This window comes from Rheinheimera baltica (assembly GCF_030731985.1).
GTDB lineage: Bacteria > Pseudomonadota > Gammaproteobacteria > Enterobacterales > Alteromonadaceae > Alishewanella > Alishewanella baltica.
In genome coordinates, this window is sequence record NZ_JAPJDY010000003.1 from 176568 (window position 1) to 200002 (window position 23435).

Annotated in this window: 15 protein-coding genes; 9 read left to right on the plus strand and 6 right to left on the minus strand. The window is 47.0% G+C overall.

What is annotated here, in order from left to right; genetic code table 11:
* Positions 1-108 precede the first annotated feature (108 nt).
* Complete coding sequence (locus ORJ00_RS06260; RefSeq protein ID WP_306139323.1) at positions 109-2679, minus strand: early set domain-containing protein; 2571 nt, start codon at positions 2677-2679, stop codon at positions 109-111.
* A 447-nt stretch (positions 2680-3126) separates the two neighbouring features.
* On the opposite strand from ORJ00_RS06260, the gene ORJ00_RS06265 reads away from it, so the two are divergent.
* The gene (locus ORJ00_RS06265; RefSeq protein ID WP_306139324.1) at positions 3127-6141 is read left to right on the plus strand and encodes a TonB-dependent receptor; all 3015 of its coding nucleotides are present in this window, start codon (positions 3127-3129) and stop codon (positions 6139-6141) included.
* Between the two features lie 78 nt (positions 6142-6219).
* Entirely contained in the window at positions 6220-7728 is a 1509-nt protein-coding gene (locus tag ORJ00_RS06270) for a tryptophan halogenase family protein (protein ID WP_305974914.1), read from the plus strand.
* Here ORJ00_RS06270 and ORJ00_RS06275 read toward each other — a convergent pair.
* Complete coding sequence (locus ORJ00_RS06275) at positions 7725-9443, minus strand: SGNH/GDSL hydrolase family protein (RefSeq protein ID WP_306139325.1); 1719 nt, start codon at positions 9441-9443, stop codon at positions 7725-7727. The two genes, ORJ00_RS06270 and ORJ00_RS06275, sit on opposite strands and share 4 nt — an antisense overlap.
* A 100-nt stretch (positions 9444-9543) precedes the next feature.
* Between ORJ00_RS06275 and ORJ00_RS06280 the strand changes: the two genes are divergently transcribed.
* Genes ORJ00_RS06280 through ORJ00_RS06290 form a run of 3 tightly spaced genes read left to right on the plus strand, consistent with a single transcriptional unit; the run spans position 9544 to position 11948 of the window.
* Positions 9544-11388: a carbamoyltransferase family protein gene (locus ORJ00_RS06280; RefSeq protein ID WP_306139326.1), complete on the plus strand. Its 1845-nt coding sequence runs from the start codon at positions 9544-9546 to the stop codon at positions 11386-11388.
* 9 nt (positions 11389-11397) lie between these two features.
* Positions 11398-11796, plus strand: a complete 399-nt coding sequence (locus tag ORJ00_RS06285; RefSeq protein WP_027670594.1) for an SxtJ family membrane protein — start codon at positions 11398-11400, stop codon at positions 11794-11796.
* On the plus strand, positions 11796-11948 hold the full coding sequence (locus ORJ00_RS06290; protein WP_169338543.1) for a DUF5989 family protein: 153 nt from the start codon (positions 11796-11798) through the stop codon (positions 11946-11948). The genes ORJ00_RS06285 and ORJ00_RS06290 overlap by 1 nt, the downstream gene beginning before the upstream one ends.
* Before the next feature lies 1 nt (position 11949).
* Here the strand turns inward: ORJ00_RS06290 and ORJ00_RS06295 are convergent, their stop codons facing one another.
* From ORJ00_RS06295 to ORJ00_RS06305, 3 genes are all read right to left on the minus strand, one after another.
* Positions 11950-13323 (minus strand): hypothetical protein, encoded by a 1374-nt coding sequence (locus ORJ00_RS06295; RefSeq protein WP_306139327.1) that lies wholly within the window; start codon positions 13321-13323, stop codon positions 11950-11952.
* A gap of 128 nt (positions 13324-13451) precedes the next feature.
* A complete protein-coding gene (locus tag ORJ00_RS06300) occupies positions 13452-14540 on the minus strand; it encodes a methyl-accepting chemotaxis protein (protein ID WP_027670592.1) in 1089 nt (362 codons plus the stop codon).
* 181 nt (positions 14541-14721) lie between these two features.
* The gene (locus ORJ00_RS06305) at positions 14722-15537 is read right to left on the minus strand and encodes an Npun_F0296 family exosortase-dependent surface protein (RefSeq protein ID WP_305974907.1); all 816 of its coding nucleotides are present in this window, start codon (positions 15535-15537) and stop codon (positions 14722-14724) included.
* A gap of 278 nt (positions 15538-15815) precedes the next feature.
* Here ORJ00_RS06305 and ORJ00_RS06310 point away from each other — a divergent pair, with 278 nt between their 5' ends.
* The 4 genes from ORJ00_RS06310 to ORJ00_RS06325 all read left to right on the plus strand — a co-directional run bounded on the left by ORJ00_RS06310 (position 15816) and on the right by ORJ00_RS06325 (position 21266).
* Positions 15816-17072 carry a DEAD/DEAH box helicase gene (locus ORJ00_RS06310; RefSeq protein ID WP_027670590.1) on the plus strand — a complete coding sequence of 419 codons (1257 nt, stop codon included), beginning with the start codon at positions 15816-15818 and terminating at the stop codon, positions 17070-17072.
* Between the two features lie 162 nt (positions 17073-17234).
* Positions 17235-17642 carry a type 2 periplasmic-binding domain-containing protein gene (locus ORJ00_RS06315; RefSeq protein ID WP_306126423.1) on the plus strand — a complete coding sequence of 136 codons (408 nt, stop codon included), beginning with the start codon at positions 17235-17237 and terminating at the stop codon, positions 17640-17642.
* A gap of 31 nt (positions 17643-17673) precedes the next feature.
* Positions 17674-18822, plus strand: a complete 1149-nt coding sequence (locus ORJ00_RS06320; RefSeq protein WP_306139328.1) for a hypothetical protein — start codon at positions 17674-17676, stop codon at positions 18820-18822.
* Between the two features lie 5 nt (positions 18823-18827).
* Positions 18828-21266 carry a putative bifunctional diguanylate cyclase/phosphodiesterase gene (locus tag ORJ00_RS06325; RefSeq protein WP_305974903.1) on the plus strand — a complete coding sequence of 813 codons (2439 nt, stop codon included), beginning with the start codon at positions 18828-18830 and terminating at the stop codon, positions 21264-21266.
* Between the two features lie 3 nt (positions 21267-21269).
* On the opposite strand, the gene ORJ00_RS06330 is transcribed toward ORJ00_RS06325, so the two are convergent.
* A complete protein-coding gene (locus tag ORJ00_RS06330) occupies positions 21270-23279 on the minus strand; it encodes a PhoX family protein (RefSeq protein ID WP_306126421.1) in 2010 nt (669 codons plus the stop codon).
* Between the last annotated feature and the right edge of the window lie 156 nt (positions 23280-23435).

Here is a 23435-nt window from a genome sequence, read left to right on the forward strand (position 1 = left end):
ATAGAATTGCACCGTTACCTGCCGGCATATGGACGGCAAAACGTTACAGACAGAAAAAAGGCCAGAGGCATATTCGCGCTCTGGCCTTTATTATTGCGCTAGCTGGCCTTAGTTAGGGCCGGTAATTACCAGCGTTTTGTTGGTCAGGTCGAAGCTGAACTTATAATCGCCTGCCACAGACGGCATAATGGCCAGATTGCCGTTAGACGCAGCCAGTGATACTTCTTGGCCAATTTCAACAGCCAAGCCATCATCAGTTGGCGCACCCAAGTTAACGGTCGACCAATCTGCGGTAGCCACTTTAAAGAACACATTGTCAGTGGTTAACGCTATGGTCCTAACATAAACATGGCCAGCTTCGTTGCTGTTAGCCGCATTAGTCGCGTTAAATGCCAACTGGTCCTCTTCAAGCCAGTCATTCATACCACCACGTATGTATATTGGCAGTTCTGACACTTTCAGCACAGGCTTCGCGCCGTTAAAATCCAGTTTAAACAGGTAAGAGCTTGATTTATCCACTTTAATACCAATATTGCCGCCAACATCAGTTAATGGAATAGCATCCGCATCTGCTGACATATCAAAGGCGCTATAGCCCATGTCAACCGTTGACCAATCTTCACTGGCAAATTTAAATTGATACGCATTCTCAGACGCTTCCAGGCCATAGATAACCGAATAAGAACGACTGGCATCGTCAAATACGATTTCATCAGATGCTGGTGCAAGCCAGTCATTTAATGAACCGCGGATAAATACTGCGGTGTTACCCAGTGGTTTACCCGGTTTCACTTCCAGTGTTGGCATATCAGGTGTTGATAAGTCCAGAATAAAGTCATACTCATTCTGTTGACCTACCGTCAGGCTAAGTGCTGAACCTGCTGCAACCAATGGATAAGGCTGGTTTAATACCACAGTGGTATCAGTGCCTGCACCAACAGCAAAACCGGCATCCATATCTGCGATACTAATGCTATAGGTATCTGGAGCTAACGTCATCCGGCTACTAAATTGGCCAGCGCCGCTATATTCCAGTTCAACCATTTCACCGTCAATAGTCATTACCGGGAATACCGCTAATGGCACTTCATTGATTTTAAGCGTGACAGCCGCCGGGTTAGTAGCATTTAGCACATATTGATAAATGGTATCTTCTTTTAAGCCAATAAACATATCCTGGCCAACACCGTTTCCGGCTGTCAGGGCGACTTCACTACCCACTGCCGGGCTATCACCCCCTTTGATTGCACCAAAGGATGATGCTTCCGCCCAGTCAGCGTCTGCCACTTTAAAGCCATAGTTTACCGTGCCGTCTTCTGCCGGTGTGGCACTTTCTGGGTGTGAACCATAACTGAAGTTGAGCCGGAATTTGCTGTTGGCGTAACTCATTGGGTTGGCGGTACCCCAGTCATTAAAACCGCCGCGTAAATACAATGTGGTTGCGGTAGGATCGAACTCAAGAATACATTTTGATGCAATTTCTTCCTGGCCTTCACCTACAGCTATGGTGCCTACCGGGCATTGAGCGGCCAAGGCCTGACCAACACAGACTTCGCCGGTAACATCCAGCTCTAAACCCCAACCACAAGCTTTGCTACCGCCAGCAGCAGCACCCAGCAGTGGATGTGGGTTGGCATAAAGTCTACCGTCGTAGTTGTTTGCTGTAATACCATCTTGCAGGTAAGACATTTTGTCCAGGTTGGCTAAATGACCGGAATTGGCCAGCGGCACACGTAAATCGGCTTCAGAAATCCGTTTGGCGCCAGATACTCTGTTATAAACAATCATATTGCCGCACTGATCCGGCGAATCCAGCAGATCCATCGTCCAGTACATACCGTAATTCGGGTCTATACCCGCGGCAGGTTTACCAACGCCCCAGTCAGTGGTGCTTTCGTCTTGATAGGCAGTACAGTCTGGGTCGTTCCAGGTGTGTATGGTTAGGTCTTTATAAACCTCAGTGTTATCACCGTCGGTAATATGTTGGGCACTGCGGTAGAAAATAGCGGCTTTGCCAGCTGGCGCCATATAGCCTACGGTTGGTTGTTCTTCTGCCAACGGGTTATCCAGTGGCGTAATACAGGTGAACGTGCCTGACTCATCCGGTACTAAGTAGTTAGGGCAAGCGGCAGGGGGGGTATAACAAATTTCTTCGCTGTTATTAGCTGAACTTAAACTCAGTTCATTACCACGGCTCGCTTTGCTTAAACGCTCAGACTTACCCAGATAATCTGTAAGGGGTACTGAGGCAAACCAGCTGTCAAACCAGGCGTCGAAACCATCACCAAAGATGTCCTGCTGTCCTTGTGACACTTTGAATGCACGGGCTTCTGCTTTAGCAGTAACCTGACGCGCTTTCTCTGCCAGTGTTAGGCCTAACACATCAAATAGATTAATGCCGTCGTAGTCGTAAGTGTAAGCATTGAACTCGGCAGCATCAAAGGCGGCACCGTCACGAGCCATAGCGGCAGCTTTAAGCGCGGCAATTTCATCTGCGCTTAATGGATAATAGTCTGCATCAACCGTTTGCACGATTTGCGGCAACGGACACCACAACCCCGTTTTCGTGGCGTCGTCGTAGACGTAAGTTTTCTCTACGGAATCGTCGCTACCGCAGCCGTACAGCACAGCAGTAGTCGCCAAAGCCACAAGAGAAAGCGGCTTATATTGTAAACTCATAGCAAATAACTCCTTAAAACTTTCTTTTTTTGGTTATTTTCAGGTGCTATTTTAAATAAATGTCCAGTCTGGCCTTGTCCTCCAAACCGGTTTTGCTAGTCCTTTGTAACCCTGTCGAGTGTGTGTGTGTTTGGTGCCTGTATGGGTTTACAAAAAACGGTCCAACGCTGTTGATTGAAACATCAACGGTGTAAATCTAATCAACACTCCGAACCTTGTATAGTAAATAAGAAAGTTATTATGCATGAATACGTATGCATCTGGTTGTCACAGCATGCCCCTGTGCATTAAGTTTAATGCGTGTATGTGTTGCCTTGTAAAATAGGACTATTCTCAGTAGTGCTTAACTGATTATAGACCGGTGTTAATAATAATAAATGTCGCGTTGTCCGGTAGTCTGTAAAGGAAACTCTTCAAAAAATAACTATTATCGTTTGAGGAACACACATGAAAACGTTCAAACCTAGCGCGCTAACTGCAGCGTTACTGGTCGGGGGAATGCAGTTATCAGTTTTTTCATCTCTGGTAATGGCGCAAGAAGCACCGCAAGCTCCCGCGCAAGAAGTTGAAACAGCTGATATTGAAGTCATCCAAATAAAAGGCTTTCGTCGCAGTTTAATTGAATCCCTAAATGTTAAACGGTTTGCTGATACGGTGGTTGAAGCGGTCTCAGCAGACGATATGGGGGCGCTGCCTGATGTTTCCATTGCAGATTCTATTTCGCGTTTGCCCGGTGTTACCGCTGTGCGTACCGGCGGACAGTCAAGCGAGCTGAATATCCGCGGTTTATCTGGTAACTTCGTCTTTGCTACCTTAAACGGCCGCGAGCTGGTTTCTAACCAGGGCGGACGTTCTGTACAGTTTGACCAATATCCGTCTGAACTGATTAACTCGGCGCAGGTGTACAAGTCACAAAAAGCCAGCCTGATTGAAGGCGGTGTGGCCGGTACCATTGAGCTGAAAACCGCTAACCCGTTGTTGAACGACAAAGAACATACCTTTAACGTACAGGTGCGTGGTAGCTATAACGATACCGCCTCTGAACACCCGGATGCCGATGAATTCGGTTCGCGGCTAAGTTTCGCCTATCAAGGCAAATTTCTCGATAATACTCTGGGGCTGGGTTTTGGCTATGCCCGACTTGATCAGCCGAATATTTCTACCCAGTTTGTTAATTCTCAACCACGTTGCGGCCTGTTGCCTTATGACGGCCCAGCAGTCACTTCAGACGTCGATTGTGATGGCAATGCGGTTGCAGGCGGCGCCAAAAAATATATCGTACCGACCAGCTTTAACCTTAACGCCCGTGGCGGTAAAGAATTGCGTGATGGCTATGTAGGGACGTTTACCTTTATGCCAACCCAGACCCTGACTTGGTCGGGTGATGCGTTTTATTCTAAGTTTGATTCTGAGCGCAAAGACCGCGGTATTTTCTTTGATGGTTTAGGTGCGCTGATTGATGGCCCTAACTTTGGTTTTACTAAGCCGGTATTATCCGGTGCCAATAACGACGTTATTGTCGGTGGCATATATAGCGGCAACCCGACGGGCAATGCAGTTCAGGCACCTTTGCCAGGCGGTCGTATTCCGATGGGTTTTCAGCTGACATCAGATGACCGTACTGTAAACAGTGAAGTGTTGTCGGTCGGCTCTAACCTTAACCTGGTCTTTGACGATTTGTCGGTGTCGTTTGACGTGTCGCACTCCACAGGTAAATCTATTTACCTCGATAGCGTGGTGCGGATGGCGTTATTTGATGATGCCCGTGCCGATTTCCCGTTGGCGACCAATGATTATTCGGTGCAGTACGAGCTGAACGGGCTTAACCTGCCAACGATAGCAATCGATGCTGCCAGCCTTGCTGGCTTGTCTGACCCGAACCGGATGATGGTAACTGCTTTAGAAAGATACCCGAACCGGGAGAAAAACGAGGCGACTTCAGCCAAGCTGGACTTTAACTATGCTATTGATGGCGACTATATCAGTTCAATTGAAGCTGGTGTTCGTTGGGCTGAGCGTACCCACGATTTTGACCGTAAAATGTATCGCTATGGTTCTGATGGTGACTTCCTGGACCGTCGTAACGGTAAATGGGTATCTAGCTGGGATTTAACTGACCCGGACAACCCGGTAATTCGTCAGGCATTTGCGCCTTACCTGTTGCAGCCAGGTGACTACAGCATAATGAATATTGGTGGCGAGATGGCGCAGTACGGTGATTTTCTGGCGGTGAATAACCAACAAATCGAAAACGCCTGGTTACTTTCTAATGGTGTTGATACTTCAGCTGGTAAAAGCTGGGCGAACGCCTGGAGCTTCCTTGAATCCAATATAGTTACCGAAACCACCTTTGCCGGTTATGCTCAAGCCAATTTAGATATGGCTGTGGGTAATATGCAGCTTTACGGTAATGTGGGTGTACGTGTTATCCGCTCTGAGCAGCGCAGCACAGGTTTGCAGTCTTCGCCAGAGCCAGGTACAGGTGATTGCATTACAGATGACTTCGGTGTTGAAAGTTGCAATTATGATGCGGTAGAGCAAGGTATTGATTATACTGATGTTTTACCTTCTATGAACCTTAACCTTAAAATGACCGATGAAGACCAGCTGCGGTTTGCGGTTGCCCGTGTTATGGCGCGGCCTGAAATGCCGGATATGCGGGTTGGTGGTTCATGGGACTTTACCCGCGTTGAGCAAGGCATTCGCTATGCCGATTTAAATGCTAATACCAGCCCGGCGTTAAAACCGTTTTATGCCGTGCAGTATGATTTGTCATACGAGCATTACTTTACTGAAACCGAAGGCGCTATTGTTGCTGCATTGTTCTATAAAGATATCAAGTCTACTGTACAGCAGACGTCTCAGCAAGACTTTAACTTTGCCAGTGTTGGTATCGACGTGCCGGCGGTAAACCCTGAAACGGGCGTGCCGGTTACATCAGGTAACTACAGTGCTAAGTTTAATAACGCTGAGGGCGGTTACATCCGAGGTGTAGAACTGGCTTACACGCAAACTTTTGGTTTTTTACCAGAGCCGTTTAATGGTTTAGGCTTCACCGGTAACGTGTCTTATACCGAAAGCGAGTTAAAAAACGAGTTTACGGCAGTACAGGGTGGCGCGCCGGAATCGTCTCCGTTACCAGGCTTATCTAAGGTGGTGTGGTCGGCTGCTGTGTTCTACGACTACAACGATGTTTTCTCAACGCGTGTAAACGTGCGTTACCGTGATGACAATATTGGCAATCAGATTTCATTAGGGCAAAGCCAGCAGGCTTTCTTTAAGGAAGAGCTGATTGTTGACTATCAGGCATCGTACCAGTTTAATGACACCTTTCAGGGCGTGTTCTCGGTTAGTAACATTACCGACGAACCGAATATGTCTTATTTCGGTGAAGAATATAATACGGGTACCATTCAGTATTATGGCCGTCAGTACTATGTTGGTGTAAACGCTAAGTTCTAATCGTTGCGTTAACCTGTAAAAGCTGTCGCCTGTGCGGCAGCTTTTTGCTTTCTAAGCGTTTAGATTTTGAGGCATTTTATGACATCACAACCGTTACAGCATATTGTTATCGCCGGCGGCGGCTCTGCCGGCTGGATGACCGCAGCCATGCTGGCATCGCAGTTACAGGGTAATGTGCAGATAACACTGGTAGAGTCAGACGACATTGGCACCATAGGTGTGGGCGAAGCCACCATACCGCCAATAAAGCGCTTTAATGCCATGCTGGGAATAGATGAACATGATTTTATCCGTCGTTGCAATGGCAGTATTAAGTTAGGTATCCAGTTTGAAAACTGGGGCGCGCAGGGCGATAGTTATTTTCATCAGTTTGGCCGCTTTGGTGCCGATTTTGACTATATTCCGTTTCCTTATTTTTACCTTAAAGCTCAACAAGAAGGGCTTGCATTGCCAATACAGGAGTTCTCCGCTGCCTGGCAACTGGCTAAACGTAATAAGTTTGTGCCACCCAATACCGACTCGCGTTCACTATTTTCCGGTTACGACTATGCCTACCATTTTGATGCTGGCCGCTACGCACTTTTTTTACGTGACTATGCTCAGCAGCGTGGCGTGGTGCGGATAGAAGGCCGTATTGCCAGCGTGCAACAGCATGCGCACAATGGGTTTATAAAAGACCTGCTATTGGATGACGGTCAGGTAATTAGCGGTGACTTTTTTATTGATTGCACCGGTTTGCGCAGCGTATTGCTGGGTCAAACGCTGGGGGTGGGTTTTACCGATTGGGCTGATTATTTGTTAAATGACCGTGCCGTTGCTATGCAAACCTCGGCGGATCCCTCATTGCGGCCTTATACCCGCTCTATTGCGCATCATGCTGGCTGGCAGTGGCGTATTCCACTGCAAACCCGCATGGGTAACGGCAATGTTTATAGCAGCCGTTTTATGGCTGATGATGAAGCCGGTACATTATTGCAGCAAACTGTTGAAGGTAAACCTCTAACAGATCCTCGTTTTATTCGTTTTCAAACTGGTCACCGGCAACAGTTCTGGCAGAAAAACTGTGTCGCTATTGGTTTATCGGCTGGCTTTTTAGAGCCATTGGAGTCGACTAGTCTGCATCTTATTCAGCGCGGCATTATGCGTCTGGTTAGCCTGTTTCCGGATAGCAGCTGTGAACAGGAAGATATTGACGAATACAATGCAACAACCCAGCTGGAATATGAACAAATCCGTGATTTTATTGTGTTGCATTATCATGCCACTACGCGAGATGACAGCCCTTATTGGCAGTACTGCAAGCACATGGCAATACCCGATAGTTTGCAGCAAAAATTGGCATTATTTAAACGCCATGGGCATTTACGCATCGACGATAAAGCCTTATTTAAACAAGACAGCTGGTTAGCAGTATTGCTAGGACAGCATATTGTGCCCGCAAAGGCCGCCCCGGTGACACAATTTAAAACTGAACTAGACCTGCAGCGCACCTTGGCAGCGATGCAACGCCATCTGGCTGATACTGCCAGCACGTTAACCGGACACGAGCAGTACCTGATGCAACACTGCCGGTTTAAACCTGACTAAGGTGTTAGCGAGTTAAGCTGTTGCTGCAAGGTTTTAGCCTCAGCAGGCGCTGTTGGTGTTAGCAGGCTACGTTGCAAGTAGCTTTTAGCCTCGCCGTAGCGCCTGGCCTGCATGAGAATTTGTGCCGCTTGAAAATTGGCGACACCATCGTGTGGTAACGCATCGGCGACAATTTTCAGGCTTTTAAGTAGCATATCGCCGTCTTTTTGCTGATGATACTGGCGAATGCTCTGTTGCAGCATGCCGAGCCAGTCAATACTATCATCAATGTAGCGCCGGCCCAGTTGCTGCTGCACGTTTTGTGCAGGTGGAAACTGCACGGCTATTGGCGCGTCAGTAAAAGGGTAGTCTGCGGTTAGCTGCAAAATTCGCAGTTGCCCGGCAAACTCTTCTGCTGGCAATATCGGCCGTTCTTGCCAGGCAAGCGCCGCGGGTACCGGTTTAGGCCACTGACCAAACTGGCGTTGTTGGTACAGCGCCTGATAAAAGCTATCCGCTAAGACAAAATACCCTTTGATGGTAGGATGCAGGTGTTCCAACATCATGTCTTTACCAATAATGCCATGCGCAGAGTGCGCCGCCAAAGCCTGCTCGCTGTCGACCAATACGGCGTTAAACTCTTGAGCAAGCTGGCGAATAATATTATTGATAGCGGATGGCGCGCGAAAGCGCAGTAAGTCCAGATCGCGTGCCAGTGTCAGCTGTTGTTTTGCATTGTCGTACTGTGCTAATTGCAGATAGAGCTGGCCGAGTTGATAGTGCCAACTGGCGCTAGCTTGTGGTTCTTTACTTAGCGCAGCCAGTTGTTGTAACGCCTGGCGGTTATCAGGTTGTTGGCTTAGCTGCTGGGTTAACGTCTGCAGTTTAGCCAGCTGTTCAGTGCTGGCAGACGTTGAATTAAACGGGGCTTGATTGGCCAGGTTACTGGCAATCGTCGCCAGATATACCTTAACGCCAGCGCGCTGATAACGGCCCAGTAACAGTCGCATATTTTGTTCAAATTGTGCCAGGCCCGCCTCGTAACGTGCAGAATTAAGCGCAATATCCTTGTGCCGGGCAACTGTGGCCATTACTGTACGTCGCTGTTTTGGTTTAGCTTCTGCTGCGCTAAAAAACGCCTGATAACCACGCTCTAACAACTGATACAGGTAAAGTTTCCGTAGTTTCAACCATAACAACGTAGCGCCGGGAGACTGCGAGGTAAGGTAACTTGAACCTACCCCCAAAATACCAAGATATTCATTATGGCCAGCGTAAATCAGTACAGCGTCAGGCTCAATAGCAAGAATATCGTCAGATAAGTCCAGCAAGGTATAGCTGTTTACAGCCGACAGCGCAGTGTTAACCACTTCGATATGTTTATTCGGTAAAGTTCGTTTAAGCCGTTGTTCTAACATACCCGCCAATGAAGCCCCTACGCCGTAAGGGAATCCAGCTGCGGTAGAGCCACCCTGAACCACTAACCGTATGCTGTTGGCAGGTTTATCACGTAGTACAAAGCCGGGCTCCATTTTAACCGGTGGGCGCGGCGCGTCTTTGGCAAAATAGCGCCGGGTAATATCGGGTTCTGTTACCCAATAGGCTGGCAGTGCCGGGTTTTCGATAAACAGGGGTACCGCTTGAGTGGGTAAGGTGAGTCGCAATAGCCATTCTGCAGTTAATAGCAATAATAGCGGTAATAACACAGCAATAAAGCGGAACAACCAAACCTGCATACGTATGCCCTTCCAAAACAGCGTTTTAGCAATAACAAAAGCTACCCAATACTAGGGATTTTCGCTAAGTTAAGCCATGACTAAATGATTTGTTTGCTGTATGAAATATATTCTCGGGATCTCTAGCTATTACCACGACAGTGCCGCCACGCTGTTAGCCGATGGCGTTATTGTGGCTGCGGCACAACAAGAGCGTTTTAGCCGGCAAAAACATGATGCTGGTTTTCCCGCCGACGCTATTCGATATTGCCTGGCTGAGGCTGGTATCCGTTTGGCTGATGTATCTGCCGTGGTGTATTACGACAAACCGTTGCTGAAGTTTGAGCGGCTGTTAGAAACGTTTATGGCGCATGCCCCGCGCGGTTTTGCTGCGTTTGTGCGTGCGATGCCGGTGTGGTTAAAAGAAAAGTTGTTTTTAAAGTCGGTGCTGCGCCGCGAACTACGTGCTTTGCTTGACGATGATGAAAGTAAAAAAGTCGCGCTGCCACAATTGCTGTTTAGTCAGCATCATCAGGCCCATGCTGCTTCAGCGTTCTTTCCTTCGCCGTTTGATAAAGCCGTGGTGCTTTGTCTGGATGGTGTGGGGGAGTGGGTCACCAGTTCGGTATGGCTTGGCGAAGGTAAGGCATTAACCCCGTTACAGCAAATTCATTTCCCGCATTCTCTCGGTTTGCTGTATTCCGCTTTTACGCAGTACTGTGGTTTTAAAGTTAACTCAGGTGAATATAAGCTGATGGGTTTAGCGCCCTATGGTGAGCCGCGTTACGTGGATGTTATCTACCGTGAGTTAATTGACGTTAAAGCCGATGGCAGTTTTAGCCTGAATATGAGCTATTTTGATTACCCGGTTGGTAAGCGCATGATTAACCGGCGCTTTGAGGCGTTGTTTGATGGCCCAGCTTTGCCATTTGATACAGAGCCAGCACAGAAGCACCTAGATTTAGCTCGCTCGGTACAGCAGGTTGTCGAAGAGGTGGTGTTAAAAATTGTCCGTCATGCCACGTCACTTACCGGCTGTCGTAATGTCTGTTTAGCCGGCGGTGTTGCGCTAAACTGCGTCGCCAACGGCCGTATTGTCGACGAGCAGGCGTGTGACGCGCTATGGATCCAACCTGCAGCAGGTGATGCCGGTGGTGCCTTGGGCGCGGCAATGTTGGCATGGCATCAGTATTATCAACAGCCGCGTTCTGCGGCTATGTTACCTGATCAGATGCAAGGCGCTATGTTAGGGCCTGCGTTTAGTAATAAGCAAATCGAACAGGAGCTGCAACGGCAGCAATTGCCGTATCAACAACTTGCAGCAGACACACGCAATGATATTGTCGCTAAGTTATTGGCACAAGGCGCAGTAGTTGGCTGTTTTCAGGGAAGGATGGAATTTGGCCCTCGCGCACTGGGAAACCGCTCAATTTTAGCTGATGCGCGTAGCATCGATATGCAGCGCGTGTTAAATGTAAAGATAAAGCAGCGGGAGTCGTTTCGACCTTTTGCACCTGCGGTGATGGCAGAACATGCAGCGCGCTATTTTAACCTGCGTCAGCAAAGCCCCTATATGCTGTTGGTAGCGGCAATTGCCGAGGGACAACGCCTGCCGGTTAACGACACGATTGCCGGTTTAGCGAAGCGCAACCAGATCAGATCAACATTGCCTGCCATTACGCATGTCGATTATAGCGCAAGAGTGCAAACGGTAGACGCAAAGCAACAGCCTGCATTCTATGCCTTGCTGCAAGCGTTTTACCAACTAACGAGTTGCCCGGTGCTGATCAATACCTCATTTAATGTGCGTGGCGAGCCGCCGGTATGTTCGCCAGCTGATGCTATTGCGGGCTTTTTAGCTACCGATATGGATTATTTATTGTTAGAAGATTTCTTGTTAAACAAAGCTGATCAGCCAAAGGACGCCATCGCACAGGCTCTGCAGCGTCAGTTTAGCCCGGATTAAGGAATGACAATGTCTATTGCCGCTAACGATACGCAAGCACTACGCCGTTTTGGCTGGCAAATGATGTGTGCCTGGCCTGTTATGTTTGGCTTAGTGCTACCATGGCTTTTTAACGCCGACTGGCCACTTTGGCCTTGGTTGCTCGGTGGAGTTTTTGCTGTTTTTGCTATTTTAGTACCTCAGTTGTTGTATTGGCCTGCGCGACTCTGGTTTAGCTTTGCGCATATTATGGGTTGGGTTAACACCCGGCTGATTTTGGCATTGCTATTTTTCGTTGTTATTACTCCGCTTGGGCTGGTGCTGCGTCTGTTAGGTAAGCTGGATTACAAACCTCAGCTATCTAATGCCGATACCTATTGGCGGCAAAGTGAAGATATTTCGGCTGATAATATGAAGGATCCGTTTTAATGGGTGAATTTTTACAGGATTTATGGGCATTTTTACGTGTGCGGAAAAAAATCTGGCTGTTGCCGGTGTTTGTGCTGCTGGCGTTACTGGGCGCCTTAGTGGTTGCCAGTCAGCAATCGGCGCTGGCAGGGTTTATTTATACCCTGTTCTAGTTCAGTACGTTTGATTTAGCGCGTTGTTCCACAAGTTTTGGTGCTCGCTTTGACTAAAAAACTGCTGTGGTTGCCAACAACGCGGTATAAAGCGGCGTACCTGACCCGGCTCCCAGTCTGCGCTAAGCTGAGCAAGAATCGCCTGCAGGCGTTGCTCTGGAATCACCGATAGGCGTACGCGCGCGGGTTTAAAATACAGGTTATGCTCTATGCTTACATGGCAGTTATTACCGCCTCGGCGATACTGTAAGTTACGGCTAACAATACGGCATAGTGGCTGTGCCGGGGTAGGCGGATAGAGTTGGTTAACAATGGCTAACTCGTACTTACCGGCAAAGGCATTGTCGTGCTGCATCGGTATAAAAGTAATACCAAAACCTTGTGGGAAAATGCCGGTAATGGTTAAAAAATGCTTTACCCAGATGGCTGGGAATTGTCCACGATTTACACTGTCTCTAAGCAACAAACTGGCTTTAGGCAGGGCTTCATATTGGTAACGTTGTCTACCAGGTAACACCATAGAGCTGTACACTTGTGGCAAACCCAATAAGGGAGAAAGTGTTATATCTCCGGTTTTCTTTGCTTTAAGTAGTTGTTTAATAAGATTTATCTTGTTTTGTTGTTGCAACTGGTGTTGTTGTTTTTCCTCCCGGCTATTGCCACGATAAGGTATCAGTTGCAAGGCACCATTAACCAGCTGGTGCATTGCTGCGCCACTTAAACTAAGGTATTGCTGGCGCTCATTCGGTTGCATACTCCGGCTGGCATCTTGCTCTCCGGCATTGCCGGTAAGCAACACAATAGCATCAGCATCAAGTTGGCCGCTATCCAGTAACATTACTGCTACGACCAACGGCATTTGTACATTTAAGCGATAAGGGCAGTTGTCATCGGCATAGCGACGAAAAGCCTCATGCTGGTAAAGCTCAGGGTCAGTTAATAGCTTGTGTTGTATTGCATGATCAAGTAACCGCAGACTCAGTGCGGCACGATAGAGTAGTTTGTAGCCAAATTGCAATTCGCGCCAACGTCTGGGCGATTCAGGCGAAGTAAGTTGTAAACTGCCCAGCACCCGTGCTGAGCGGATCAAGCTATCTGCTGGGTTATTGCCTTCAGTGAGGCGCAATATCTTCTCGGCCAGAAACCAAAGTTGCTGCATTAAGTCTGGTTTGGTTGTTACCGCATTACTATCAGGCGTATTATTGGCAAAACGCAAAAAACGGTGGGTGTCACTAAGGAGACTAACCAGACTGTCAGAGGCAGATACCGAGGTTAATGCTTGCAGCAGGCGTTTTAATTCGCGCATAAAACTGCTATCAGCGGACAACTTTGACGTGCGCAAGCGTAATTCTCCCAAATAAAAACATTTTACCATACCTGATTCTTTATAATGAATAAAGTGACTTCCGCGCAAGCTAGAGTGATGGAGTATAAAAACTGACATAGCAAAAATGTCGATCAATAACCGTGAACGACATTGCCTAAGCTATTTGGTTTAAACTGCTAAATTGAATTGTTAGTTTGTTGTAGCAAGTTATCGATGGCTTGCACCACATTTAAACTGGCTTGCTCCATCTGCTGTAAAGCACCAATCATACTTACGTTGTCATTATTCATTAGTGCTTGTACAGCTGCTTTACCCGCTATGTGCACTGCTTTATGGGGTTCCTCAATGTAACGAAATGCGGGTAGGCTGGCAAATTTCTGGCCTTCACTTTGATACCAACGACCTAAACGGCATTCTGTATGGCTGTCAATGGTGGCGGTGTGGTCGTTACTATCGATAATACGGTACACGTTATTTTTCCATACTGCATGATCAAGCTTGACGGTAGTTAAGAATGCTGTGACAGCGGCATTACCAATAACATGTTGCATGTTGCCGGAACTTTTTAGTACATGGGACACTACTTGGTCTATTTGTTCAGAAGATGTACCAATGTCTGATGAGCATTGCTGATTGGTTAGCACGACTTGCTTTATTTGCTCGGTCTGAGCGATGACCTTTGCAACGAGTTGTTCAATGTTTGCACTGGCATCATGTGCATTAATGGCAAGCTGTCGCACTTCACTGGCAACAACGGCAAAGCCTCTACCTGCATCTCCTGCTCTTGCCGCTTCAATCGCAGCGTTTAGTGCTAATAAGTTAGTTTGCTCTGAAATTTGTTGAATTGAGGAAACTAACTGGCTGATGCCTGTTGCTGACTCATTAAGTGCATCTGCTGTTGCCATGCTTTTTTCAGCATGGTCGTTTAAATGACTGGCTCGATTTTTCAAATTGCCAATTGCTGACCGAGTTTGGTTAAATAAGCCGTCCAATTCAGATAAAACGAGTTTTTCGTTGTCCAACTCGCCGGAATTTTCCAGGATGGCGTCGCGGATAGCATTAAGCATATTGCCACCTAATAGCTGTATCTTCGAGCGTTCAACATTTAACGTATATGCTGCCTCATTCTCGGTGATATGTTGCTGTAAAGTGTTAAGCTCTTGCTGCCATTGTTGTTTGTCCTGTTGATGCAGTGTTTGTTGTTGCACTAACTGCTGTTCTAATTGTTCTATTCTGGTTTTTAGACCAGTGGTTATTCCAAACATAAAAGCACCTCAACTACTCGCGTTGACTAAATACTGCGGATGATAAAACATAGCTTATCCTGCCATACTCGTATTGATAATAGCGAACGAAATTAATGTTTTACATTATTCATTACGGTGGTCGATATCCAGAAACAAAAAAACCAGCGGTGCTGGCTTTTTGTTACTTTAGGCTTTTTGCTTAATGTTTGATTTTTCTGCGATTTAACCCAAGTAAACCTAAACCTAACAGCAACAAGCTAGCTGGTTCTGGTACTTGAGACGGCCGGTTAGATAAGCCTACAACAATGTTATCAAACTCAGCGGCTACCCCTGTTGATGTAAAGCGAAAACTGGAGAAGCCAGTGCCGGCAAAATTAGAAATGTTAACGTAGACGTTTGACCCTGGTTGCACCTGATTACCGCTGCTACCACCATTGTTGCCTAAGATTTGTGGGCCGGTTAACGTTTCTATCAGGTTACCTTCGGCATCAAAAAATTCGATATAGTTATAGGTATCAATGGACCCGAAATAAACGCCAAGGTAATTAATACCAACACCTGCAGTTAGGATATTACTGTAGTCAATGGTGATCCAAGATGGCAGTGTGCCGCCTTGTGCCGGGGTATAACCAAAGCATGTTGTATCATTGGCCGGGGTTGCAGCATAACCAGCACTGCCTTTTCTAACGTTAAAAGCATCAGAACCTGACGTGTTAACCTGAATAGCAGAACCAGCAAACAGAGCATTAACGGTGCAGCCCATTTGATTGTTTTGTGTTGGGTCATTGTATGCAGAGCTGCCAACGCCAAATCCAATCATTTGTGTAGCATTATCAAAGGTTTCAATAAAGAAACCGTTAGCGGGATTAAGCAAGTTAGAGGGATCGATCAGATTACTGGTAAGACCGGAACCATCAGTAGCAGCTTGACCACCGTAGCTTACGATGAGTGCTGCCTGTGACGAAAAACAGGCAAAAACAGCGGATGAAAGTAAAATCCGTTTAAAGTATTTCATAAGAACCACCTCAATTTTTAGATCGAATTTACAACTTTACCAATTTGAGAAAGCATAAAGGGTGCCAGTGTCTATAAGTGCATGGATATACGAGAAATGGTCAATTTTTAAGCGATTGACTGCGTTGTGGCTGTAAACAAATCTGACACAAAATCAACGGCAAAAGCGATTATCTCTCGCAGTAATAGGGTATTTGCTGTAAGCTGCGCGGCCCTTCGTACAGGAGGCAACTGCAGCTGCGGCAGGTTTCGCTCGCAGCAATAACTGCGGGATATCGCATGCAATTTACTGATTTAAACCTGGCACCGGCGCTGTTAAAGGCCATTGCTGACAAAGGCTACACCACGCCGTCTCCTATTCAACAACAAGCTATTCCTGCCGTACTGGCTGGGCGCGATCTTATGGCGGCAGCGCAGACAGGAACCGGCAAAACGGCTGGCTTTACCTTACCGCTGCTACACATGCTAACAGATGGCCCTAAAGTACAACCCAATCAGGCGCGGGCACTTATTTTAACGCCAACACGAGAGTTGGCGGCGCAAGTGGCTGAAAGTGTTGCCATGTACGGTAAGTATTTAACATTAAAAAGTGCTGTTGTTTTTGGTGGTGTAAAAATTAACCCCCAAATGATGGCACTGCGTCGCGGTGTAGATATTTTAGTTGCAACGCCAGGGCGCTTGTTAGATTTGTATCAGCAAAATGCGGTGCGTTTTACCCAGCTTGAAGTGCTGGTTTTGGATGAAGCCGACCGTATGCTTGATATGGGCTTTATTAATGACATTAAAAAAGTGCTGGCCTTGCTGCCAAAGAAACGGCAAAACTTGCTGTTTTCAGCCACTTTTTCTGATGATATCCGCAAATTAGCGAAAGGCTTGGTGAATGACCCTCTAGAGGTATCAGTAAGTCCGGCTAATACCACCGCTGAGCGTGTTGAGCAGCTGATATACCCGGTTGATAAAAACCGTAAAGCGGCTTTAGTCACTAAGCTGATAAGTGACAATAATTGGCAGCAAGTGCTTATTTTTACTAAAACAAAGCATATGGCGAATAAGTTGAGCTTGCACCTGGATGCCGCAGGAATTAAATCTGCCCCTATTCACGGTAACAAAAGCCAGAACGCTCGCACTAAAGCATTAGCGGACTTTAAAGCCGGTACAATCAGAGCTTTAGTTGCTACCGATATTGCCGCCAGAGGTTTGGATATCGATCAATTGCCACAGGTAGTAAATTTTGAATTGCCTAATGTAGCCGAAGATTATGTGCACCGTATCGGCCGTACCGGACGCGCGGGTGCCGCCGGGCATGCCATTTCACTGGTGTGTGCTGACGAAGCCAAAGAGCTGATAGGTATTGAGCGCCTGATTAAACAACAGATCCCGCGGCAAGTGATGGAAGGCTTTGCACCAGTAAATGCTTTGGTACAATCACAGCCGAATGCTAAACCTTACAAGCCCAAAAAACCAAAGATTGCTAAGACTGGACACCGCGATGGGCAGCGTCCTGTAAATGGCCGGTTGCAACAGCGCGTAAAATAATCATTAATTTGTTTCAGCATTAGCACGGCATAATCTAAGTAGCTCTGCTAGAATGATATTTCGTAAAAGTGCCTGCGGTTTTCGTGGGCGTTAATTCGAGTATCATATTAACGATGAAGCGCACTGTATACAGCGTTTTAACCAAGTTACCTTGGTAAAAACATGAAGAGTTGGCTGTTATTATGCCTTTTAACACCGTGTTGGCTTAGCGCCGCTTCGGTTGTTGTCAATACGTCAGTACCGCTGGATGCGCTTACTCAACCGCAGCTCCGTGGTATTTTTACTATGCGCCAGACGCAATGGCCGGATGGCTCGCCAATCACGGTTGTTATCCTGCCAGCTTCCAATGAACTTCATCAGCGCTTTAGTCGGGAGCAACTTCGACTATTTCCTTATCAGCTGAACAATATCTGGGACAAATTGAGTTTTTCTGGCATCGGTAATCGCCCTGTAGTCGCCGAAGACTTCGATGCCATGCTGCGTATCTTGTCCAACACACCGGGTAGCATTGGCTACATTGAGCAACAAAGCCCAGACGCTGGATTAAAGGAGCTTCGCATTGACTACTAAGTATGCTTTTGCAACTGCAGTGGCCAGTTGCATGTCTTTATTATTGCAATTGAGCTGGGCTCAAGATACCAATGTTGAATGGAATGGTTTTGTTGCCCAAGGGCTCATTAATGCTAAGCACAGTAGTTTTGTAAATAACGATGAAGGCTGGTCGGCGGAATTGACAGAGCTGGGTCTAAATAGTCGCATTTCGTTGTCGCCATCGTTTAACCTTGCTGGTCAGGTAGTGTATTTAAATGGCGGTAACCGCTATCCGCCAGGGATGCGGTTAGATTATTTATTTGCCGATTGGAACCTGTATAACTCGTTAGATTGGCAAGCTAATATTTATATAGGTCGGTTTAAAAATCAGCATTGGTTATATTCCAGTACACGCGATGTCCCTTTTACCCGCCCTTCAATTGTTTTGCCACAATCAGTTTACTTTGATGGTTTTCGCGATATTGCCGTTGGTAGTGATGGTATTGCCATGCAAGCCCGCCATAACGGCGATGTAGGTGACGTTACGTTCAACTGGAGTTGGGGTTCTGCACCTATTTCTGATCAACAAACCCGAACTTTATTAGGGGCTGCGGTACGGGGATCAGTTAAACAAGATTTTGTACATCAAGCTAGCATGTATTGGCAGCCTGCTATGAGCCGACTTACTTTTGGTGTGTCTTTGTTAGATTCAAATTTTAGCTATACAGCGCTTGTTGATGATGTTTTTGCGCCAGCAGATTTTACAGTGCAGCGTGTCATGGCAAATGTGCGCTACCAGTTAGAAAAATGGGAGTTCTCCACTGAGCTTCAGCAAGAACGTTTGCTGATTGATGGTTTTTTTGCACCTCAATTTCATCAAGATCAAATGGGGCAGGGGGCGTACTTGTTGGCTCAGTATCGCCATACTTCACAGTTAAAGTGGTTTATGGCGCTGGATTATATGGTGCTCAATAAAGATGACCGTCGTGGAACCCTGTTTAGTCAAAACAGCGGTGGAACAGTACCGGCTTATTTTGCCTATCAGTATTCTGTAGGGACAGGTTTAAGTTACGACTTCACCCCGACGCTACAGCTAAGTGCCGAAATACATTGGATGGAAGGGACTGGCCGTGTTGCCCCGGTAGTGATACCAAACTTAGCGGTGAACACCCGAGAGTACTGGCAGCTGTATGCTGTGCAGTTGATGTATAGGTTCTAGCAGCGATGCGCTATCTAAGCTTGTCGTGGAAAATGCTCATTTTGCTGCTGAGTATTTTGCTGGTATTGATTACTTGGTTTACCAGTTTGTCATTACTACATATGAATCAGCAGTTTAACCGGCAGCAAGCGCAGCGTAAAGCTCAAGGACAGCAGTACTTCCAACTTTATAATCAGTCAGTTGACCAGCAGTTGTTAAGCTGGATGCAAAGCTTTGCTGATTTACAGAATTTACATGAAGCAGCACATTTCGGCGACTTTTCGCACGCTTTAGCTTTGCAAGCTGACTCTTTACAAATGAATTATGCCGTTCAAGGGTTTAGTCTATTTTACGATGGGCAAGTACAGCTGCGTCAAGGCGATATAGCACAAGATGATGCGCACGCGTTGGTGCAACAAACCCTGCTTGAACAGAGGCCAATATCTAACATCCATTGCGATAAGCATTGTACTAAATCGCTTAGCTTACCTTTACTCAATAGCCACGGTGATGTTGCTATTTTGGTACTGGAAACCACGTTAACGGATGTCCTGTTTAGCTTGCATCGAACGCTAAGCACTGAAGTGGCAATACTAAAACGTCGACCAGGTGATACTTTGGCGCAGCAATTCGCAGTGTTGCAGGCTTCCGATCATGAGCAGATGAGACGTATTGCGCAATATGTGCCAGATGATATGAGCGTTGACACGATTTTACGTGATGGCGTTATTATCTTTTTCGATAACAGTAGTTATTTTTTGCATCTTATTCCACTAAATCAACAAGCTGAAGAGACGCATTTTTTACTGATGGTTGAAGATGTTACTCAGGGAATGCAAGACAAACAACGCTATGAGCAACAAATTTTCACTGTTGCCGGTAGTTGCTTTATTGCCGTGCTATTACTGATTTTGTATATCACGCGGCGTATCAGCCGCCGGATATTGAAGCTCGCCGCTGCACTACCTTTGCTAGCACAACGGCGTTACGCAGAGTTTAGGCAGCAAAGCCTTGGTAAACCGGGTATGTTTCAGGATGAACTCAATACATTTAATGACTCGGTGCTGAGATTAAGTCACGAACTTGAACACCTTGATTTGCAGTTGGCTGACAATACGGCAAGTTTGGAACGGATGGCGATGTTCGATACGTTAACCGGCTTGGCAAATCGCAATATGCTGCAGTATCAGATCCAGCAGGCGCTGGCATCGTTAGCGCAACGCACCGGTTATGTCGGCTTGCTTTTTCTTGATCTGGATAAATTTAAAACGGTTAATAACAGTCGAAGTCATGCCATTGGCGACCAGTTGTTAATTGAAACCAGCCAGAGGCTGCGCGCTGTAACGTCTGCGGCTGAGGTGGTGTGTCGCTTTGGTGGCGATGAGTTTGTTATTGTGTTATCTCACCTTGATTCACCAAGCCAGATTGAAGAATTGGCAGTTAGTGTGATGGCGCAATTTACCACTCCCTTTACCCTTGAACATGTTGCGGTGACACTGAGTGCCAGTATTGGCATTAGCTATACCAATAATCCGCAGTACGGCGGGGATGAGCTGATTCGTCAGGCTGATTTGGCGATGTATCAGGCAAAAAATAATGGTCGAAACTGTTACGTTGTTTTTAATGAAAAAATGTCGTCGGATTTGGCTGCCCGCTTGCAGTTAGAGGTCGAGTTACGTCAGGCCATTTCGCAGCAGCAGTTTAGTTTGAGTTTGCAGCCGCAAGTCGACTTACGCAGTGGACGTTTGTTTGGTTTTGAAGCATTGTTACGCTGGCAGCATCCGACGCGAGGTTTGGTGCCACCAGACGAATTTATTAGTGTTCTGGAGCAAACCCAGCTTATTGTTGATGTAGGGTATTGGGTATTTGAACGCAGCTGTCAGCGTTATCTCGATCTAATGGGACTGGGATTGCATGACGTGATTATTGCCGTAAACGTTGCAGCTGATCAGTTTTTGCAGCCTGATTTCGCGCTTCGGTTAGCGGATATTTTGCAGAAGTATCAGTTAAGCGCTTCACATTTTGAGCTGGAGCTGACCGAAAGTACGTTAGTCAGCCATGTCAGTCAAACGCTGGATGCGATGCATCAGTTAAAATTAATGGGTTTTCGTTTTGCTATTGATGATTTTGGCACCGGTTACTCGTCGTTAAACTACATCAAGCAAATGCCAGTTGATACTATAAAAATTGATAAAAGTTTTGTGATGGCCATGCTTGAAAGCTCGTCAGACTATCAGATCATTGTGTCAACTATTGCTATGGTTCAAAAGCTTGGCTTGCAGGTGGTGGCTGAGGGCGTAGAGAGCTTAGCGCATTTACAGTTATTGCAGCAATATCACTGCGATTTAGCTCAAGGCTATTATTTATCCAGGCCGATACCCGAAACGCAGTTAGCCGACTTTGTGCGTGAACAGGTACTGCAACAAAATTGGCCGGCAGCGTTATTGCGCCGGCCAGAACATTAGGCATTAACTACCAATAACTCCACCATCATCTTTTGTCACAATAACAGTGGCTGAACGTGGGCGGCTGTTACCACCATCTGGCCAGTGACTGGTGAAATTGTCGGGCTTGGACCTGTCACCTGGGTGTTGAATATTAACAAACAGTGTTTTCATGTCCGGCGTGGCACTGATACCCGTAACTTCACAATCAGTAGGGCCTACCAGAAAACGCTTAATGTTACGTGTTACCGGGTCGGCAACCAACATTTGGTTATTGCCGTAAGGGCCTTCACCTTGTTGCGAACCGCTCATGTCCGTTTGGATCCACAGCAAACCATTTTTATCAAACCATAGGCCATCGGGGCTAGCCAGGTGGTTGTCAGCCGTTAATGTTAATTCGGTGCCGGGTGTTGCGGTACCTACGTCACCGGCTAATAGGAATATATCCCAGTCAAATGTGGTCGCTGCTTGCGTATCACGTTCATTCCAACGAATAATATGGCCAGTCACATTGGCAGCGCGAGGGTTAGCCGCATCGGTTTGCTCCTCGGTACGACGGCTGTTATTAGTTAAGGTGAAGTATACTTCGCCGGTTTCTGGGTGAACGGCACCCCATTCAGGTCTGTCCATCTTGGTTGCACCGCTTATATCTGCGGCTAAACGGGTATTAAGCAACACATCGGCTTGATCGTTAAAGTTCACGCCAGCCTCAGCCGCTTTAGTCGCAAAGTCGGTATTATTGATATCAAGTGGTAGCCATTCGCCACTGCCGTCGTCATTAAAGCGTGCGACATACAAGGTGCCATCATTTAGTAAGTGGCCACCGGCAGTAGTTTTGTAATACGGCGCGTTGGAAACGAACTTGTAGATATATTCAAAGGTAGAGTCATCTCCAGAGTATACAACAACCGGTTTACCCTCTTCCAACTTACCAAAAATAACACCTTCATGGCCAAAGCGACCTAATGCTGTACGTTTTTGAGGTACGCTGTCTGGGTTAAACGGGTCAATTTCCACTATCCAGCCAAAGGTATTGGGTTCGTTGCGATAGTCTTCTGTAGCATCTGCACCAACCTTGCTGGCATTAAAGCGTTGGTACTGATCTGCCGTGGGAGTTGCGGTTTCCCAGAAATAGCGACCGTTGCTACCAGATACGCCATAGCGGCTATGCTCACGAGGCTTATCAGCGTCGGTATTGACAAAATACCCAGCCCAATTTTCTTCACACGTTAAATAGGTGCCCCAAGGCGTATAGCCATTACCGCAGTTATTTAGCGTGCCACGGGTACGGCTGCCATCAGGGCTGTATTTAGTGACTACGTTAGCACTTCCACGCACGGGGCCAGCCAGTTCCATTGGTGTGGCTCCGGTAATACGGCGGTTAAATGGGCTGTTATTTACTAACGCCCAGCTGCTATCTGCTTGCTGTTGTATGTGAGCAACAGACACGCCGTGAGCAGCAATTTCTTTGCGTGCTTCATCGGCAATACGCGGCACAGTTTCAATACCGTTAGTGTGTACCAGGTTGTTATCGATGTACTCGTGATTGAATACCAACAAGCCTTCTGTTGAGCTTTCACCGTTACTGCGCGCATCAATTGGGAAAAAGTGCATGCCATCATGATGCATACCTACTTGTTGCTCTTGATCTTCGCCTGTGTTGCTGGCGTCAGCTAAAAACGCGGGGTAGCTGCCAGTTAGCGGGGTACCCCAGGGTAAAAATGCACGCGCGGTGTAGCCTTCTGGTACTACTATGCTGTCGGCGCGGCCCGTGGCAATGGCTGTAAAACCCAGTAAGGGGGCTGCTGTCACCGGTGGTACAACGGCAACCGGTTCATCATCATTATCGCTGCTGCAACCCACTAGCGAACCGCCGATAAAGGCCGCAACGGCAGCACCAACGCTACCTTTTAAAAAATTGCGACGCGCCATGCGGCTGTCAACAATGGCGGCAAAAGTAGGGTTTAGTGAGAAGTTTGTTTGTGGGTCCACGCCTGAGTTGTCGATGCTTACGTGCTTGCTTTGGTCTGACATTATTATGCTCCGGAATAAAACGGATTATTAGGTGGCCCCATTTAACCGGTAATTAATGGCAGTTTAGTTACAGTAAAATAGCATTTTTGTGATTTGTGATGCGTTTTTGCACTGCTTTCTTTTATTTTGGGTACGTTGGTTAAATCAATCAAACCT